Source organism: Parabacteroides caecihominis (genome assembly GCF_023656785.1).
In the GTDB taxonomy this organism is placed as follows: Bacteria; Bacteroidota; Bacteroidia; order Bacteroidales; family Tannerellaceae; genus Parabacteroides; species Parabacteroides segnis.
The window spans coordinates 67731-86768 of sequence record NZ_JAMOKS010000030.1; the positions used below are offsets into that span (position 1 = coordinate 67731).

Annotated in this window: 15 protein-coding genes; 7 read left to right on the forward strand and 8 right to left on the reverse strand. The window is 43.5% G+C overall.

Annotated features, from left to right (window positions below; genetic code table 11):
- The first annotated feature begins 13 nt into the window (after nucleotides 1-13).
- A complete protein-coding gene (locus NBH14_RS21320) occupies nucleotides 14-958 on the forward strand; it encodes a DMT family transporter (protein ID WP_186961055.1) in 945 nt (314 codons plus the stop codon).
- A gap of 37 nt (nucleotides 959-995) precedes the next feature.
- Here the strand turns inward: NBH14_RS21320 and NBH14_RS21325 are convergent, their stop codons facing one another.
- Nucleotides 996-1676: an ABC transporter ATP-binding protein gene (locus tag NBH14_RS21325; protein ID WP_007653611.1), complete on the reverse strand. Its 681-nt coding sequence runs from the start codon at nucleotides 1674-1676 to the stop codon at nucleotides 996-998.
- A 49-nt stretch (nucleotides 1677-1725) separates the two neighbouring features.
- Entirely contained in the window at nucleotides 1726-4068 is a 2343-nt protein-coding gene (locus NBH14_RS21330; protein WP_250817747.1) for an FtsX-like permease family protein, read from the reverse strand.
- A gap of 176 nt (nucleotides 4069-4244) precedes the next feature.
- Between NBH14_RS21330 and NBH14_RS21335 the strand changes: the two genes are divergently transcribed.
- From NBH14_RS21335 to cas3, 5 genes are all read left to right on the forward strand, one after another.
- Complete coding sequence (locus tag NBH14_RS21335; protein ID WP_186961069.1) at nucleotides 4245-4769, forward strand: response regulator; 525 nt, start codon at nucleotides 4245-4247, stop codon at nucleotides 4767-4769.
- The gene (locus NBH14_RS21340; protein WP_046150100.1) at nucleotides 4766-5599 is read left to right on the forward strand and encodes a sensor histidine kinase; all 834 of its coding nucleotides are present in this window, start codon (nucleotides 4766-4768) and stop codon (nucleotides 5597-5599) included. Before NBH14_RS21335 ends, NBH14_RS21340 begins: the two co-directional genes overlap by 4 nt.
- Nucleotides 5600-5885: 286 nt before the next feature.
- Complete coding sequence (locus NBH14_RS21345; protein ID WP_186961057.1) at nucleotides 5886-6272, forward strand: HU family DNA-binding protein; 387 nt, start codon at nucleotides 5886-5888, stop codon at nucleotides 6270-6272.
- A 203-nt stretch (nucleotides 6273-6475) separates the two neighbouring features.
- Nucleotides 6476-8503, forward strand: coding sequence for a BT4734/BF3469 family protein (locus NBH14_RS21350; RefSeq protein ID WP_250817748.1), 2028 nt, complete (start codon nucleotides 6476-6478; stop codon nucleotides 8501-8503).
- Nucleotides 8504-8631: 128 nt separating this feature from the next.
- Nucleotides 8632-10851, forward strand: coding sequence for a CRISPR-associated helicase Cas3' (gene cas3, locus NBH14_RS21355; RefSeq protein WP_186961059.1), 2220 nt, complete (start codon nucleotides 8632-8634; stop codon nucleotides 10849-10851).
- Nucleotides 10852-11506: 655 nt separating this feature from the next.
- Here cas3 and cas2 read toward each other — a convergent pair.
- From cas2 to cas5c, 6 genes are read right to left on the reverse strand one after another with little or no spacing between them, the layout of a single operon-like run.
- Complete coding sequence (gene cas2, locus NBH14_RS21360; protein WP_186961060.1) at nucleotides 11507-11797, reverse strand: CRISPR-associated endonuclease Cas2; 291 nt, start codon at nucleotides 11795-11797, stop codon at nucleotides 11507-11509.
- 4 nt (nucleotides 11798-11801) lie between these two features.
- On the reverse strand, nucleotides 11802-12836 hold the full coding sequence (gene cas1c / locus NBH14_RS21365; RefSeq protein ID WP_186961061.1) for a type I-C CRISPR-associated endonuclease Cas1c: 1035 nt from the start codon (nucleotides 12834-12836) through the stop codon (nucleotides 11802-11804).
- 3 nt (nucleotides 12837-12839) lie between these two features.
- A complete protein-coding gene (cas4, locus tag NBH14_RS21370) occupies nucleotides 12840-13508 on the reverse strand; it encodes a CRISPR-associated protein Cas4 (protein WP_186961062.1) in 669 nt (222 codons plus the stop codon).
- Nucleotides 13505-14371 (reverse strand): type I-C CRISPR-associated protein Cas7/Csd2, encoded by an 867-nt coding sequence (gene cas7c / locus NBH14_RS21375; protein ID WP_186961063.1) that lies wholly within the window; start codon nucleotides 14369-14371, stop codon nucleotides 13505-13507. Before cas7c ends, cas4 begins: the two co-directional genes overlap by 4 nt.
- Nucleotides 14372-14383: 12 nt before the next feature.
- A complete protein-coding gene (gene cas8c, locus NBH14_RS21380; protein ID WP_186961064.1) occupies nucleotides 14384-16138 on the reverse strand; it encodes a type I-C CRISPR-associated protein Cas8c/Csd1 in 1755 nt (584 codons plus the stop codon).
- Nucleotides 16135-16815 (reverse strand): type I-C CRISPR-associated protein Cas5c, encoded by a 681-nt coding sequence (cas5c, locus tag NBH14_RS21385; RefSeq protein ID WP_186961065.1) that lies wholly within the window; start codon nucleotides 16813-16815, stop codon nucleotides 16135-16137. The genes cas8c and cas5c overlap by 4 nt, the downstream gene beginning before the upstream one ends.
- Before the next feature lie 813 nt (nucleotides 16816-17628).
- On the opposite strand from cas5c, the gene NBH14_RS21390 reads away from it, so the two are divergent.
- Nucleotides 17629-18912, forward strand: coding sequence for an MATE family efflux transporter (locus NBH14_RS21390; RefSeq protein ID WP_186961066.1), 1284 nt, complete (start codon nucleotides 17629-17631; stop codon nucleotides 18910-18912).
- The last annotated feature ends 126 nt before the right edge of the window (nucleotides 18913-19038 follow it).

Here is a 19038-nt window from a genome sequence, read left to right on the forward strand (position 1 = left end):
ACAACGTAATAAAATGGATGCAAAATTGAAAGGTTCAATTTATGGAATTGTTGCGGCAATCAGTTATGGGACAAATCCACTTGGGGCATTATCCCTTTATGAAGCGGGAGTAAACGCTAATTCTGTATTATTTTATCGTTTCTTTATTGCCTCAATTTTTCTTAGTGGGTTAATGTTCGTACAAAATAAACCATTTAGGATTACACGAAAAGAATTAGTAGTTTTAGGCGGGTTAGGGATTTTGTTTGGAGTATCTTCTCTAACCTTATTTCTTAGTTTTTACTATATGGATGCAGGGATAGCCTCTACAATTCTATTCATATATCCTGTTATTGTAACTGTTATAATGGCTTTTTTCTTTAAAGAAAAAATATCTTTAGTTACTATTTTATCTATTCTCTTATCTTTAGGAGGTATAGGACTGTTATATAAAAGAAATGATGGGAGCATGTTAAATGCTATGGGAGTATTACTAGTTATGTTATCATCTCTTTCTTATGCGCTTTATATTATTATTGTAAATAAATCTTCATTAAAGATGCCAACTATAAAGTTGACACTTTATGTTTTGCTATTTTGTACATTAACCATCATCATTCAATCTTTTTTTGACAGCGACAATCATATACAATTACTTACAACCTCTTCTATGTGGATGTTTGCCATAATGCTTGCATTAGTTCCTACGGTTATATCTCTTGTATTTATGGTAATGGCAGTGCGCCTAATCGGTTCAACACCCACTGCTATTATGGGGGCATTGGAACCGCTTACTGCTGTGTTTATCGGCATTATGGTTTTCAATGAAATGTTCACTTTACGATTAGGTGCCGGCATTATGATGATATTAATAGCTGTAATTCTAATAATAATTGGTAAATCGATTCAAATTAGAACGTTAACCATTGCGATTACTTATATGAAACAAATGCTTCACAAATCTTGGAAAATAAAATAAATTTGCTGCATACGACGTACATCCCGTTCGATGCGCATCAAAGTATTCCATCCAACTCATTGACAATTTGTCCGTCGAAAAGATTGATGATGTAGTCGGCGTATGTGGCATCGTGCTGCGAGTGTGTCACCATGACGATAGTCGTTCCTTCGGCATTCAACTGGCTGAGCAGTTTCATTATTTCGAGACTGTTCTTAGAGTCGAGGTTGCCGGTCGGCTCATCGGCCAAAATCAATTTTGGTTTGCCTACTACGGCGCGGGCGATGGCTACTCGTTGCTGTTGGCCTCCGGATAGTTGTTGCGGGTAATGTTTGGCGCGTTGGCTGAGGCGCACTTTGCGCAGGATGTCAAGTACCTGCTGCTTGCGTTCGGCTTTGGGTACGCCAAGGTATTTCAGTTGGAGGTCTATGTTTTCTTCCACCGTCAGCTCGTCGATAAGGTTGAAACTCTGGAAGACGAACCCGATACGTCCTTTGCGGTAACGGGTACGGTCTTTCTCTTTCAAGTGTCCCATTTCTTCCCCATCCAACAGGTAGCTGCCTTCGTCCGGGTTGTCCAGCAGGCCGAGAATATGCAGCAAGGTCGATTTGCCGCATCCGCTTGGACCCATGATGGCGACGAACTCGCCCTTTTTCACTTCCATGCTTACGCCGTTGAGTGCGATGGTTTCTATTTCTTCCGTTCGGAAGCTTTTGCTGAGATTCTTTATTTTAATCATGACTTGTTTCGTTTTTTATAATGATGTTATCTGTTATATACTGTTGTTTTTATTCCGTCCGGATGCTTTTTATAGGGTTGCGGCGGGCGACTTTCAAAGTTTGACTGATGATTGACACGAAAGCGATGACTATGGTTGCCAAAACAGCCGCGGCTATGAGGTGCCACGGAAAGGCGATGCGGTTATAGAATGACTCCAAACTGATTTGAACCGCTTTCAAACTGATGGGCAGGGCGAAGCAGGCGGCAAGCAACGAGAACGTCATGAACCGTTTGGAAAGTTCCCATACCGCACCGCTTGTTTCGGCTCCCATCACTTTGCACAAGGCAATCCGCTTGCTTTGCTGTTCGGTGTAGCTTATCGACATGGCAAACAGTCCCATGGCAGAGATGAGGATGGAGATGGCCATGAAGCATAGGACGAGCATCACGACGTTCTTCTCGTGTGTTAAATCTTTGTTCAGATAATCATCGATATAATCGGCTTCCAGGTCTTTCGGCATCCCGATCACCTCTTTGGACACTTCCCGACAGGTATGGCGGATGGCTGCCAGGGCTTCCGACCGGTCACCTCGGGTCCGGATTACCTGGTTGATCACATAGCCTTGCGGGTCCATCACCCTGACCGCTCCGTGCGAATCGGGTGTCGGAGTGCTTAACGCCATGAGTGAACGGTAATCACGGATAACTCCACAGACATTATACCGGTAGCCGCTCTCGTCGCCGTTCTTCCCGAAATGGGGGTTGTCGGTCGAAAGGTTGTAACGGCGGCAGGTCTCTTCCGTTACCCAAACCATGCCGGGTAGCGGGTCTGACCAGCGTTCTGCTACTTCGAAGCCCAACATCCGGAATGCTGTGCTGTCCACATCCGAGAGGTGGAGCCATGACATTCCCTCTTCGTCCGGCTGGCGTACGCCATCGTGGCCGCTGACGAAAGGCAGCTTCCGTGCCAACGCCACTTCTGCCACCTGGGGCAATGCCTGCAAACGTTTCTGGAGGATGGCTTGTTTGTCGTAGGTCGCTCCTAAATCCCAGGCCCGTACAAAGACCAGATCGGTATTATAACCGGTCGGCAGGGTAGCAAGGTAGTGTATTTGGACGGCCATTGTCAGCCCCAACGCAATGAGGAACGTGCTGATCACGTTCTGCACGATGATGAACAGGCGGCTGAATAGTTGCTTGTTCTGCAAGCGGAAGTTCCCCTTTACAATATCTATCGGGCTGTATTTACGGATGATGAGAGCCGGTAGTAATCCTGATATGCCGGTGATTCCGGCCAACAACAACAGGGCGTAGGCGACCGTTGCGGGAGAAAGCGATATGGCGATTTGGGTAGAGAGCAAGTATTCGAAATAGGGTTTGGCAATGACGGCAATGAGGCATCCGCCGATGAAGCACCCGGTTGTGAAGATTGCCGACTCGGCGAGATAGCGCAACACGATTTGCCCGGCAGAATCGCCCATCAATCGTCGAGTCGCCATCTCATGTGCCCGCTTGCCGGTTTGCGACACGGTCAGGTTGATGTAGTTGAAGACGGCCGAAAGGAGCAAGATTATCGCGATGGCCAATAAGATTTGAACCTGTTTCCGTGTCCCGTTGCGGAAAGGAGTGTTATGGTTCATGGGTGAAAAGTATATTTCGTCCATGCGTGTGAGTGATGAACCCCACGCAAAGGAGTTCGTGCTGTTGTCTTCTTCCCAATAATCCCAATAACTTTTATAACTGTCGAGCAGTTTTCGGGTGACGTTGGCGGGTGTTGCCCCTTCCGCTAACGTGACGAACGTTTGGGTTTGACCGAAGTTATCCATCCAGGCATAAGTCTTTTCCTCCAATTTGATAGAGACCAGGAGGTCGACCGGTTTCAACAGTTCTGTCGGATCGAAGGCCGGGAGAATCCCGATGACCCGTAGCGGTGTTTGGTTCAGGTACATGATTGTGCGTCCGATAGGATTTTCATTACCGAATACTTTACGGGCGAATGGTTCGGAGATGACGGCCTCGTCTGTTCCGCTTAGCGCCTTGTCGCGGTTGCATCCGATGAGCGAATAGCCCAGCATCCGGAAGAAGTTGGAATCGACGGCAAGGCTGTTTGCCTGGTAGTAGTTGTTGTCTATGGTCAAGTCCGTCAACTCGCTGTTGATGAAGCGTGTCCATTCTTTTATTTCCGGAATGGAAGGGAATAATTCCGGGGCGGTACCGACTGTCATACCGATGTCATCGCCGTAGCCGATGGCATACAATTGCTGGGAGTATGGCTGTTTGTTACCGATATTGAATTCGGTTTTAGCATATAGTGTTAAAAGGAGGACGACTCCCAATGCGATGGCCAGTCCGAAGAACTGGATGGCCGTGTAGAGCTTGTTGCGGCTGAGAAAAGTGAAGTACGATTTCATCTTTGTTCATTGTTTTGTTTGTTGCAAATGTATAAGGTTACCGGCATTCGGCAATGGATGAAGAGTGTGGTTAGAGCAGTTTGTATGAAAATCATACACCTGTTTGTATGATATTCATACAGCCTTTTTCCGTATCTTTATCCCCGATAAATGAAGGTAATCTAAACGAATCGGATATGGCGAATTACAGGACGATATTGGTGGTGGATGATAATCCGGCGATTCTTACGGCAGTCAGGATCTGTTTGGCCGGTGAGTTTGACAAAGTATTGACGCTTGTTTCTCCCGATACGCTTCTTACGGTATTGGCACAAGAGGAGGTGGATGTGATTTTGCTCGACATGAACTTCACACAAGGGGGAAACTCTGGACAAGACGGCTTGCTTTGGCTTCGTGCAATCCATAAGAAGCATCCGGCCATTCCGGTGGTGCTGGTGACGGCATACGCTGATATCAAATTGGCGGTGCGTGGGTTGAAGATGGGAGCGGCAGACTTTGTTACCAAGCCTTGGGACAACCAGGAGTTGATCCGTATCTTGAAAGATGCGATTGATGCCGGCCGGAAAGTGGTTTCGTTGGAACAAGTCGAGGCGGAACATGTGCATAAGGTCGTGGAGCGTTGCCACGGCAACATCAGCCGGGCTGCCGAACTGTTGGGGATTACCCGGCAGACATTGTATGCTAAAATGAAAAAACTATGATTCTGATAGTCTCTTTTTTGGTGGTTGTTGTTGTCTTCTTCGGATGGTTCTATCGTCATCAGGTGTTGCTGAGAGACCGGGCGCATCTGATGCGTGAGGCGATTCGCAACGAAGAGTTCACGTTCCGTCTTCCTGTAAAAGGTCTGTTCTTCGGAGAACGGGCGTTGCAGGAAGCCCTTAATGAAACAGGTAAGGATATAGGCGTGCTGCTTGCCCGCAACGAAGTGGAATCGTGGCAGCGGCTGACTCGTGTACTCACCCATGAAATCATGAATGCTACGACACCGATAGCCAGCATCAGCCAGGCCTATTTGGATAACCCGGCGATTGCGGGGACGGTTTACGAGGAAGGAGTCCGTGCCATTCATGACACCAGCCGGGGGCTTGCCTTGTTTGTGGACAGTTACCGGAAATTGGCAGAGTTGCAGGAGCCGGTTCTTGTGGAGATCCCATTGGCCGCTTTCGTGGAAAGAATTCGGACGCTTTATCCGGATTTGGAGTGGCATATTTCCATCCCTTTGTCTGCCACGATGTTTACGGATGAGAATATGTTGCGCCAGGTATTGATCAATCTGGTCAAGAATGCCTGCGAAGCCGGGGCGACGGCTATGGATGTACGTTGGAATAAGGAGTTGTGGATCAGCAACAACGGTGCGCCTATTCCGGCAGATGTCGAGCGGGAGATTTTTGTTCCGTTCTTTACAACCAAAAAGAATGGTTCGGGTATCGGCTTGTCACTTTCCCGGCAGATGATGGTTCGGCAAGGCAGGGACCTTTGTTTGGCTGAACGGCCTGTGCCCGGTTTCCAGGTGACGTTTATTGTGTCTTAGTTTGAACAAAATCGAAGTGTTGTTATTAACATGGACGGCAATAGAAGATAAAAATATAGGATAAACTATTGTATATCTCCTTATATTTTATACCTTTAGTCCTGACTTAGTAATATCATCCTGTACACCCTGGCTGATTATCCTGTACACCCTGGTCGGCCAGCCTGTACACCTTATTCGATTATCCTGTACAGCCTGGTTTTACTAACTGGTAATCAATGAGATAAAAGGTAGTAACCTTTGATATAACTAGTAGTAATATTAAATCTAACAGAAAGGGAACCGCATGGCAGTAAGGTACAAACTCACAAAAATCAATGATAATATTACCGGCAAAGAGCAGGTAAAGTATTCGGTTACGACCGTAAGCTATGGTAATGTAAACCTCGATACGCTGGCAGAACAAATGGCCGATGCCAGCACCTTCACGTATGGGGATGTTAAAGGGATGATCGAAAATCTGACTTTATTGATATCGGAAGCGTTGAAGGAAGGCAATACGGTGACGATCGATGGTCTGGGTACCTTCTCTGTGACTGCTCAACCGAACCGCGATGTGGAAGAACCGTCTAAAATCCGCGCTGAATCCATCAAACTGAAGGGGATAGGCTTTAAACCCAGTCCGAAGCTGAAAGACCGGCTGAGTAATATTGAGTTTACGAAGATGAAATAAGATTGTACATAAAGTTTCAGGAAAGTATTTGCCATTTGCAATATTCTCCTGCAAAATATTGTATAATAGAAGTTTAAAACATTGCAAATGCTTTTTTTTATTTGCAATGACGTTTGCCATTTGTCATATCATAAGAGGGGTAAAAAATAAATTATACTATGAATATTACACAAACAAGAAATGGGTGTAAAACCTTTAAAAATATGGCGTTTAACGTTGTTTTGTGCGGTATGCGCAACGGCGAATACCGCAAGGTTGTGAATGAATACAGGGAGCTCTTGGCTTGTTCGATGCCTGGTGATAAAAACATACATGCAACGGATCTTCCGATGTTATTTTTTTCTGCATTATTTGGGAAAAGAGATAAAAAGGTCGAGTTCCGGTCGTACAACGGACTGGTTCTAGTGGAGGTTGGAAATCTGGCGAATAAGGAAGAGGTGGCGAGAATAAGAGAGTTGGCATCACAAGCCCCTCAGACACTGGCTGCTTTTACCGGTTCCAGCGGAAAGAGTGTAAAAATATTGGTACCGTTTGTTTTGCCTGACGGAACATTGCCACGGGACAGGGAGCAGGCGGAATTGTTTCATGCAACAGCCTACCGGCGTGCTGTTACCTATTATCAGGCTCAGTTGCAATGCGATATAGAGATAAAGGCTCCCTCTTTGGAACGGGGATGCCGTTATTCCTTTGATCCTGATTTATACTATAATCTTTCGGCTGTAGCATTGGTTCAGGAGCAACCGACACAGATGCCGGACGAACCGACATACCGGGAAATTGTATCGAAAGAAGAAGACCCGCTTTTACGTATGATGCCCGGGTTCGACCGCAGCCGTATCATTTCCCGTTTTTATAATGCCTGTATGTTGGATGCGTTAGAGAAAACGGGGGGGCTGGATGGCGGGAAAGAAATTAGACCTTTTCTGACAAAGCTGGCCGAGAATTGTTTCCAGTCCGGGATACCGGAGGAAGATGCGGTTCGTTGGACTAGAATCTACCAGAATTTTGAATTGTTTGAAGAGGAAATCCGGGAGACGATCCATACAGTCTATCAACTGTCAAAGAATTTCGGAAAGAAACCGGTGATATCTTCCGAGCAATTACTGTCTGTGAAGACGGATGAGTTTATGAAACGGCGTTATGAGTTTCGACGGAATATGCTGGCCGGCGAAGTGGAGTTCCGGGCAAGAGGTTCATATTATATCCGTTTTGCTCCTGTGACGGAAACGGTTCTGAATAGTATCGGACTGAATGCACAGGCTGAAGGGCTGGCACTTTGGGATCGTGATGTGAAGCGGTATGTGTATTCCGACAGGGTACCGGTTTTCTATCCGTTGGAAGATTATCTGGAACATTTGCCGGCATGGGACGGGAAAGATCATATTCGTGCGTTGGCCGATACATTGCCAACGGATAATACTGCTTGGCGCGATTTGTTTTATATCTGGTTTCTGAGCATGGTCGCTCATTGGTATCGGCGGGATCATTTGCATGCCAACAGTTCGTTGCCTTTGCTGGTCGGTCCTCAGGGATGCGGCAAATCGACCTGGTGCCGGAACCTGTTACCCCCTTCGCTTCGTATGTATTATACCGATAGCATCGATTTCAGCAATAAGCGGGATGCAGAATTGCTACTTACCCGTTTTGCGTTGATCAATATCGATGAGTTCGATTCGGTAAGTGCCGCGTATCAGAGTTTTTTGAAGAATGTTCTTCAAAAGCCGGTGGTTAATGCCCGCCAACCTTATAAACGGAGCATTCAGGCGTTGCACCGGTATGCTTCTTTCATTGCCACTTGTAATAATTATGACTTGCTGACCGATCCGACCGGTAGCCGCCGTTTTATATGTATCGGGATAACCGGGACAGCAGATAATTCTGTATTGGTTAATTATGAACAGCTTTATGCGCAGGCAGTATCGGCTTTAAAGGTAGGCGAACGCTATTGGTTTACGTCCGAAGAAGAATCTTCTACCACCCGTAACAATGATGTGTTCCAGCAGATACCGATAGAGGAACAATTGTTCCTGCAAAACTTCCGTGCACCATTGCCGGGTGAGGAATATGAGGAACTTTTTGCTCTCGAAATACTTCAATACCTGCAAGATAAAAGTGGTATAAAGTTGGGAACTAAACGGTTGACATACTTCGGACGCTTGCTTCAAAAGAATAAGATCCCGTCGCGCCGTACGATGAGAGGTACGTGTTATTTGGTTGTCAGGAATAAATGATGTATGGCAAATGGCAAACGGCATTGCAAATGAAAATAGTGTTTGCAATGCTGTAATTGTCTGTTGTGTATGTGTTTATGTTGTAATATTGCAAATGGCAAATAAATTAGTAAAAACATTTGTATAAGATGGAAAAGGAGCAGGACTTTATAGCGCATGTCAGGATAGAAGATAATGCTTTTCAGATACAGACAGTCAAGGAACATGCTGTCGGTACAGCCGATTTGAGCGAATCGTTTGCTGCTGTTTTCGGGGCCGCGGCCTGGGGAAAGCAGAATGGCTGGTGGCATGATATGGGAAAATATACGAAGGATAGTTTTCAACCTTATATCCGTAGTGCATCCGGTATGACGGCAGAGCAGAAAGTGGCGAATAAACCCGATCATTCCTCAGCCGGAGCTATTCTGACAAAAGAGAAATTACCGGGTTATTATCCCCCATTGGCTTATTGTATAGCTGGACATCATTCGGGATTGCTGGACTGGACTTCTTCCGGGGAGGCTAATTTGAATAAACGTCTGTCTAAAACAGACTGTTACCAGGAAATGTTGAAAGATGCGCCGGAAGAGATGCAGGAAGCGGTCGTTTCGCTGAATGCGCCTATGATTAGTGATTTTCAGAAAGAAATGCACCAATGGATTCGCATGTTGTTTTCATGTCTGGTAGATGCCGACTATCTGGATACAGAGCGGTTTATGCAGCCGGAGCAGGCTGTTCGTCGCGGGCAATATGATTCTATGGAAACGTTGAAAGAGCGGTTTGATACACATATGGAATCGCTTACGGCAGGTGCTCCTGCCTCTTTCATCAATGAGAAGCGTGCTGCTATCTTGTCCCGTTGCCGTGAGATGGCGGAAAAGCTTCCCGGCTTTTTTAGCCTGACAGTACCGACGGGCGGGGGAAAGACATTAGCGTCGATGGCCTGGGCGCTCATCCATGCTGTTCGTTATAAAAAAGATAGGATTATCATTGTCATTCCTTATACGAGTATTATTGTACAGACGGCTGCCGTGCTCCGGGATATTTTCGGTGCGGAGAATGTGGTGGAGCATCATAGTAATTTGCAGCCGGATAGTAATGATGAACGGTCTCCTTCCCTGTTGGCAACGGAAAACTGGGATGCTCCGATTATTGTGACGACGAATGTACAATTCTTTGAATCGCTGTATGCTTGCCGGACTTCACGGTGCCGGAAGTTACATAATATCTGTAATTCAGTTGTTATTCTGGATGAGGCGCAAATGTTGCCGGTTGAATTTTTGCAGCCGATATTGGATATTTTGCAGAGCCTGCAATCGTCTTTTAAAACCAGTATTTTGTTTACCACAGCGACATTACCCGTTTTTGCCGGTCATATCGGAACGGGGCAGAAGGCTTTTAGTGGATTGAAGAGTCCCGTGACAGAAATAACTTCCGTGCATGATCATTTGTTTGAGGCTTTTAAACGGGTAGAATTGCATTGGCCGGAATCGACCGTGACTTTCGATGATCTTGCCGACGAACTGTCCGGATATGATTGTGTATTATGTATTGTAAATACCCGTAAGGAGGCGCGGGAGCTTTATCTGCGGATGCCTGAAGGTACTTTGCATCTGTCGCGTATGATGTGTTCCGTACATATCATGGAAGTGATAAAATTGATTAAGCAGAAATTGAAGGACAATAAACCTGTCCGTGTGATAAGCACACAGTTGGTTGAAGCCGGGGTAGATATTGATTTCCCGGTAGTGTACCGTGCATTTGCCGGTCTGGATTCAATCATACAGGCTGCAGGAAGATGTAACCGGGAAGGCAAGTTAAACAAGAAGGGTGAGTTGGGACAGGTCTTTGTCTTCAAACCGGAGAATAGTGTTTTACGTGGTTTGATGGGGAAGGGGGCGGCTGCTTTGCGGGAGATGTTGTCTATTTCCGATGGGAATGACTTGTTTTCCCCGGATTGTATGGCTCAATATTTCCGGTTATTTTATAGTAAGTGCAATACATTTGACAAGGCGGAGATAAAAAAGTCTTTATACGAAGGTGTCGGAGAAATGAATTTCCTTTTTGCTACGGCAGCCGATCAATTCCGGTTGATAGACGATAAAAACTCGGTGTCCATCTTAGTCGGTTATGGTGATGGCGCAACCTTACTGGAGGAATTGAAGCGGATTGGTCCGGAATTCTGGTTGTTACGTAAGCTACAACAGTATAGCGTATCCATCAGAAAATATGATTTCGAACAGTTCCGTAAACAGGGCACTGTGGGAGAGTATGCCGGGATATTTATATTGGAGGATGGAAGGTGTTATGATGAACGTGCCGGGTTGGTTTTGGATGGCGCTTGGGTGGAGGAGTTGCTGTTGGTGTGATAGGTGTTACGGATTGAGTTGATTGTTATAAGTATGTGGATTGAAACAGTCGTCAGGTGAATCCAATTAAAAGAACAGAGGGTCGCATCCTTTACGGGTGCGTGGGTTGAAACAGTAATAATTTGCCGCTAAATTCAGGCTGGTTGTGTCGCATCCTTTATGGGTGGTTGAAACAAGGTACCAATTAAAAGCCTTGAAGAACGAGAGAATGAGGTACGACCGGCAAACATGAACTACATAAATGATATTCCTTTGTTTCAACCCACGTACCTTTGTAAGGTACGACGGGCGCGATATCCATGATTATGACACCGGCTTTCTTGTTTCAACCCACGTACCTTTGTAAGGTACGACTAAGAATAGGGTTATGGACTAACCCTTGTTTTTGTTTCAACCCACGTACCTTTGTAAGGTACGACGAGAATCTTTCTGTATTGAAAGACGGAGCTTCTGTTTCAACCCACGTACCTTTGTAAGGTACGACTGCATTACAAATAACACAAACATTTACAGTATGTTATCAATGCCTTTATGCGATAATAAACTTTTTGGATTCTTTATTGATGAAATAGAACTAATAGATGTGTTTAATAGACTAATAATCAATGAATGCGAAAACCCCAGCTTTTTGCTAATGCTTAATGTTCGCGAACAGTTATATTATAAGTTCGTCTTCTACATTATAGGATGTGACGACACCTATGTATTCAACCCTTTTAGAATAATTATTTCCCAGGAAATAGAAACGGATACTATCTTTTTTATGATCTATGATATCCGATAGCTTTAATCTTAACTCGGTAAATTGAGCAGGCGAGACAGAGCATTCAAAAACGGAATTCTGGACGCGTTGGCCATAATTCAGGCATTGACGTGCTACCTGACGTAACCTGCGCTGTCCGTTGGAAGTCATCGTTTCTACGTCATATGTAACTAGAACATACATAAAATTACTTCATTAAAAAGACCGGATAATTATCTAAATCGTTTCTCAAAAAACGAGCTAAAAGCATCGCTTGAATATATGGGATAAGCCCTATTGGTACGGATTCATTTAAGTAAGGGTGGATTATTGTCTCTTTTTTTCTTTTCTGCCAGGCGAGTAAAACTTCCTTTCTGATATCTTCATCCATAACGATCCCGTTATCTCCGTGTTGAACAAAACCTTTACCGGAAATCTGTTTACGATTGATTAAAGACAATACTAACCTGTCTGCCAGGTAGGCTCGTAACTCTTCCATCATATCCAACGCTAAACTAGCTCTTCCCGGGCGATCGGTATGTAAAAAGCCTACGTACGGATCGAGCCCTACTGTTTCCAATGCAGACTGTACCTCATGATTCAGCAATGTGTAAACAAATGACAACAGGGCATTTACTTTGTCTTTGGGCGGTCTTCTGTTCCTTCCGTTAAAAGGAAAATCCTCACATTGCGATATGATCATCTGATCAAATACAGAGAAATAAGTTGTAGCGGCTTCTCCCTCTATACCTCTTAATGTATCGGAGGACTCAGCAGCTAAAGCCTGATTCTTTGATCTCTTTAATTTTTCAGATACGGATAAAAACAAGGATAGCTGTTCGTCGGAAGAAATATGATCTCTTTTGAAACGGTCGATAACCGTCCGGGAATTTGCTATCTTTCCGGCAATAAACAGACGGCTGATCTCCAGCGATTTATTTGCATCGTCGGCAATCCTGTATTGTGTTCTTCGCAAAAGGACATTCCCTTTTGTCGGGCCGGAGACTCTACCCTGAAACTGTCCGTTGGCACTTAAAAAACATAATCCTACATTTCTTTCGGCACACATTTTCATTAATGCCGGGGAAGCACCCATATATCCGAATGTGACAATACCTTCTATATTCAAAATCGGAATTCTGAATATATCTTTTTCCTTAACCCTGATTACTACGTTTTCTCCATCTTTAGTTAAATAGGCTTCTGGAGTAGTTACATATAATGTGTTCAATAATTTTCTCATATTTTAATCATATAACTGGGACAGGTAAGTATTCACTTTCAGTGTTTTTGTCAGTACTTTAGGCATGCATACATCACATAATGAACATGACTTGCAATGCGCTTTGTATATTGCTGGCGGAAGGATTTTCTGCTCGTATAGCCGGTGCATTTGGGCACATTTATTTTCAACCAGTTTCCGCAATTCTCCGGTAAACGGAACCTCTTCCCGATGACGGGTTTCCCCATAATACAAAAATCCTTTTTCTATGCTGACGTTATACATTTCTTCCAGGCAAATCGCTTGTGCGCATAGTTGGACTTCATCTATCTGGTCTTTTTTAGGTTTGCCCCGTTTGTATTCGACCGGGATTAATTGCCAGAATCCCGGATATTTAGGATGTTTTATTGCATTTTGTCCGGAGGAGGAAGCAACCATCTCTACTACATCAGAGATTCCATAAAGTCCCAGCCGTCTGGAGACAAGCGTAACAGACCTTAATGTAACTATGCCTTTATTACGGTTCATCAAGGTTGGATCATCTACTTTTTGATGCATCCAGTTTCCTTCAATAGTGAGGTTGTTTTCCGCCCACTGCTGTTCGATATGTATAAGGGCACATTGACGTTCACAGAAAGTTATGTGCTGGATTCCGGAAAGCATCAACAGGTCCTCATCTCCGTATTCTATCATATCATGTCCAGTACTTCTACTCCTTCCGGTAGTTTATCCTTGTCGATGGTAACAATATAATCGTCGAACGAACGGGGTGGGCGTTGGTCATCCTTTAGTTGAACCTTTACTAAACTGAATAAGGAATGAGCTGAAGCATTACCTAATGCTGTACTATGCTTGAAAACGATCAATTTGCGGGCATTCATCATTCCCCTGGCTGCTGAATGGTCGTGGTCGAACATGTTTTTCAATGAATCCCAGAATAAGTTCAGATCCTCTTCATTGAATCCGGTCTGTACGGCTAAATGAGCGGAAATAAATCCGTTAGCTTTATATAATCCGTAAGGAACAGTGAATTTGCGTCCCATAGTGCGGTTATCTCCACTCTGTTTTTTAGCTTCATCTTCCGTTGCCACAGCCATACGGGTTATACTATGTTCGGCAGTAACAATCGGACTGATGGAACGGGCAAAAGTAAACTGGATAGGGCCACGAACCTGTCCGGCATTTTCACCAGTGCTTAGTACGGCTCCCAATGTCCTTATGTCATAAAAGTTTCTGCACATCCATTGACGGGCAGCCTCTGTTTTATCTCCTTTCTCTTTTATATCTTTAACCCCTTCCTGTTTATGAGCTTCAGTGATCAGATTATTCAATACCGCTTTCTCTTTAATGAATATATCATACGGTCTTTCTCCTCCTTTTACTATTTGGACAAAGTTCCGGACTTTACGTTTCAGACAGACATCGGAAACCAGGCCTTCCCCTGTTTCCGGATCAACTCTGGGTAAGTTTCCGGCATCGGGATCACCGTTCGGATTACCATCCTGTACATCAAATAAATAAATGAAGTCGTAACGATTGTTTATTGCTGTTTCCATGTTTGTATAGTATTAATTTTTTTCTTTATCTGTTGTTGTTTTATATAAATCTTCTCTTTGATGGTAATAACCGATTGCGAAACGCGACTGGTCGTCCATCGATAAATATTTAGGTAACCCGTTACTATCCAGATCGGTGATAACACTTTGCAATAACTTTTCATAATAAACAGATTTCCCGGTATCAAATTTTGCAAGATGATGTCTGGATAGAGACAACAAGCGGCCGAATACAGTTGTTGGGGTAGTCGACGCTGCACCGTAGTAACGCTCTTTAATCGTAGAATTAGCTCCCGGGATAGCATCACTCTGGATCTTTTCAAGGATAGCAAACAAGCGGCCACATAAGTACGCCTGGTTTTTATTTTCTAAATCTAGTGCCATTCGAATTTCTTTAGGTGGATTATGATGATTTCTGAATTTTCTATTTAAATAAGCTTTTAGTATAGCGGCTCTGATCGACGTTATATTCCGGTCTGCTTTGATTCGTATCAGACATTGCATCTGCAATGTGGTTGGGTATGGCTGGTTGTCCCATATACTCTGGCTTAAATCGCTGGCTAAACTGGGCGGCAGATTTTCCATTTTATTTAAGGATGCAACCTGGGTCAGTAAATTGAATAGAGAAAAATAGACTCTTTGATTCTTGCTTTTTATGATTTCCAGGTCCTTAAAATGTTGTCTGATATGACTGGCAAATTCGCCTACTGTTCCTTGTCGCCAGAATCTTATGGAAATACGGGCGGCATTAGGAGCTAAGCCTAAAATGTAAAAGGGTGTTTCATCCTCATCATTCAATACTCCGGAAGAAAGGGATTGAAGGAAGTCTCTGATAATTTCCGTATTTTTATCCGGATTATCTTTTGAAGGAGGTGCAAACATGAAACTGACACATTGCTCCAGTTTTGTCGGTTTCTGCGACCAGAAAACAACGGATGTGTCGTGTAAATGATATTTGTTGGAGGAGTCTTTTCCTAATAACGTATTTAATGCCGTGGTATAAGCAGCTTCAGCCTCTTTTGAAATAGGCGCGTTCATGCCTTGTTCTTTATAATATGAATCGTAACCTGATTTCTTCTGAAAGCCGACCAGCTTTGCTCCGCTTTTGCCTCCGGGTATGGTAATGGCGCTATTGAGTATAGCTATCGGTGCCTTTTTTCCGGTAATAAGGCATATCCCTATCGGCTCATCCTTCTCCGAACAATCTTCAGTGGATGATGTTACATCTGGATTTTCGGCTACGATAGTAATTTTTCCGGCTACTTTAAAGGATATGTTTGTCCCGTCTTTTTTGATGCATTCTTCCCATAACGGGTCCGTTTTTATACGTTGAAGATTCTCCGGGTTATCGTAAAATCCGGCTACAGCCTGAATGTCTTCATTGGAAGGATGCATTTCAGCAAGCCGCCTGACTTCCTGAACAAAGGATTTATTTTGTTTAGCGGCATCATCCAGTGCTTTGGGCATTCCTTTATCATCCGTATTTTTAGGTTGGGCTAATACATATCCGAAATGGTCCCAAAATACATTTGCAGTTTGCCAACTGTTGCTGCCAGTACGTCCTTTACTTTTAACAACCAGATATTTTTTTGCTCGTTTTTGTTTTCCTATTCCCTCGGTGGTATCTTGTAGTTCTAAAAACGTTCCTTTTTTATCTATCAGAATAAGATAAGGAATTTCTTTCCATTCTAATCCGCGGGGAGCGATAGTGCTCTCCGGATCAGCGGCTTTGCGCTGGTAGTATTCGTATAATGCTTGCAGAATCATCGGCGTACCTCCTCACTGTTAATGGATGGAACGACCAAGACTCCTTGTTTCATTATTGCACGGAAGAACATTGGTTTCGGATCTTTTTCGTTTGTGAAATCCATATCATATAGCATATATCCTAAATCGCGGTTTTCGGGTATTCCGTCTCCTTTTACCGGATTTTCGATGTATGTGAAATCAGCGGAGAACTCACGGCAACCTAAATAGGGTTGATTGAAACATTGTCCTTTTTTAGCTCTGCGCTCGAACATTGCATTATATTTGCCTGGATTTTCGTCAGAAGACCCTGCTGTCGCTTTCGACTTATCTTCTTCTGTTCTATTCCTTATAGGTATAAATTCCAGTTCCGCGAAAATCCTGTAACAAACATCTTTCAGTAATAAACTGGATTTTTGTTGCCGGTTATCTTCAATGAATAACCCGGATGCACGAGGACTCATCAGGTTCCCAACCTCATTCCTTTTAAAGGAAAACCATTTAATGGGATTTAATACTTCTATCCGGGTTATGTTCCATCGTATAGCAGGTTTCCAAAAGATAGCTTCAAAGATAGCACGTGCAGCAGAGGGAGTTATCACATCATAGCTGACTCTTTCGACTTTCATTTCAGGTCTGGTAAAACAGGCCATGCTTCCTTTAACCTCAAGACAGTATTCTTTATTCGTGTATACCATAAGTTTAGGTTAACAATTAATAAATAATAATATAGGTGTCCACACTTTGAGAAATATACTTTCTCTGTTATTCCTATTTCACAAAGTTATGTTTTATTTTTTAAAGAACTAAGCTTTCATGCTTTAATTTACAAAGGAAGGCAAATAAATTTGATTTAGAATAGGTAAATAACATAAGAACAGTCTATTGATGAATAATGACATTTTCTTTTTGTGGTCGTTTGTATTTTGTTTATAATTATACTTAGTATAGTAATTCTTGGTAATGAACGAGCTCCCTAAGTAGATTGAAACGATGATGATTTGAACGCTCTGAAAAAGGAACGTGTCGCATCCTTTACGGATGCGACGTGACCGGATTGAGGTGTACAGGCGTTATATTGAGTTTCAATCCACGCACCCGTAAAGGATGCGACTACGATGTTGTTGTTTCGGGTCGCTCAATATTAGTTTCAATCCACGCACCCGTAAAGGATGCGACTCAACAGTCGTTCGGATTAAACAACTATTCGAGTTTCAATCCACGCACCCGTAAAGGATGCGACTGCATGTTTATGGAAAGCTTTATTGATAACATTTTCAGCATATAATTTTGCGAATAATAAAGTGTACAAATAATTGGTATTTGTATAGTTATTAATAATATTGTAAATATCAGAATAACAGGGAGTGCGAACATCCTGTGTTTTTACAACCACTTTGGGTTCGCGTTTTATCTGTTATTGAAACATTGTTGCGTTATAATGTTATATATAAAGTAATCCGTAACTTTGTTTACAAATTTAAGAATAAGCTTTTGGTATATACAATAACATGAACAAAAAAATTCTTCAATTAGCAATACCTTCTATTGTTTCGAATATAACTGTGCCTTTATTGGGGCTGATTGATGTCGCTATTGTCGGTCATTTAGGATCGGCGGCTTATATAGGGGCGATTGCCGTAGGAGGGATGCTATTCAATATTATTTACTGGCTGTTTGGTTTTCTGCGGATGGGGACGAGTGGTATGACTTCTCAGGCTTTTGGACAGCGCGACCTGAAAGGGGTGACACGTGTTTTGTTACGGGCAGTGGGAGTGGGGCTGTTTATCGCTTTATGTCTGTTGCTGCTTCAATATCCGATCCGGAAAATAGCTTTTCTTTTGATAGATGCTACCCCAGAGGTGCGCGAACTGGCTACGGTTTATTTCAATATTTGTGTATGGGGAGCACCTGCCGTATTGGGACTTTATGGCTTTGCTGGGTGGTTTATCGGCATGCAAAATTCACGTTTCCCGATGTTTATAGCGATTACACAGAATGTGGTGAATATCGTTGCCAGCCTTTCTTTTGTTTATTTGCTGGATATGAAGATAGAAGGGGTGGCGTTGGGTACGTTGATTGCTCAGTATGCCGGACTTTTTATGGCTTCGTTGCTTTGGCTTCGTTATTACGGGCGGTTGAAGATTGTTTTTCGTTGGCAGGAGATAATCGGCAAGACAGCTATGAAGCGCTTCTTTCAGGTGAATAGCGATATCTTTTTCCGTACGTTATGCTTGGTGGCTGTTACTACTTTTTTTACATCGACAGGTGCACGGCAGGGAGATGTTGTATTGGCCGTTAATACGTTGTTGATGCAGCTGTTTACACTATTTTCCTATATAATGGACGGCTTTGCCTATGCCGGTGAAGCGATGACCGGACGTTATGTCGGTGCACGAAATAATACCGGATTACAAAGGATGATTCGTCTGCTATTCCGTTGGGGATGGGGATTGTCGTTGTCTTTTACGATTCTATATATGATAGGTGGACAAGATTTTCTGGGATTGCTGACGAATGATACAACAGTCATTAAAGCTGCCGGAAGTTATTATTATTGGGTTTTGGCTATTCCTTTGGCCGGCTTTGCCGCTTTTCTTTGGGATGGCATCCTGATTGGTGCAACAGCTACCCGGTTGATGCTTTATTCGATGCTGGTGGCTTCGGGACTGTTCTTCCTGATCTATTATATCTTTTATGCCTTAATGGGAAACCATGCCTTATGGATGGCTTTCCTGATCTATTTATCATTACGCGGAATTATGCAATGGATATTATGGCATCGCCTTCGATAGGACCCACACGTGTCCACTAAAAATCATTAACACTTCCCTTAACTAATAGTTCTATAGCTATTTGCAGCTATATTTATTACGTATACTTTTGAAATGAGTGTATATTTACATTATGCCAAATTGGCA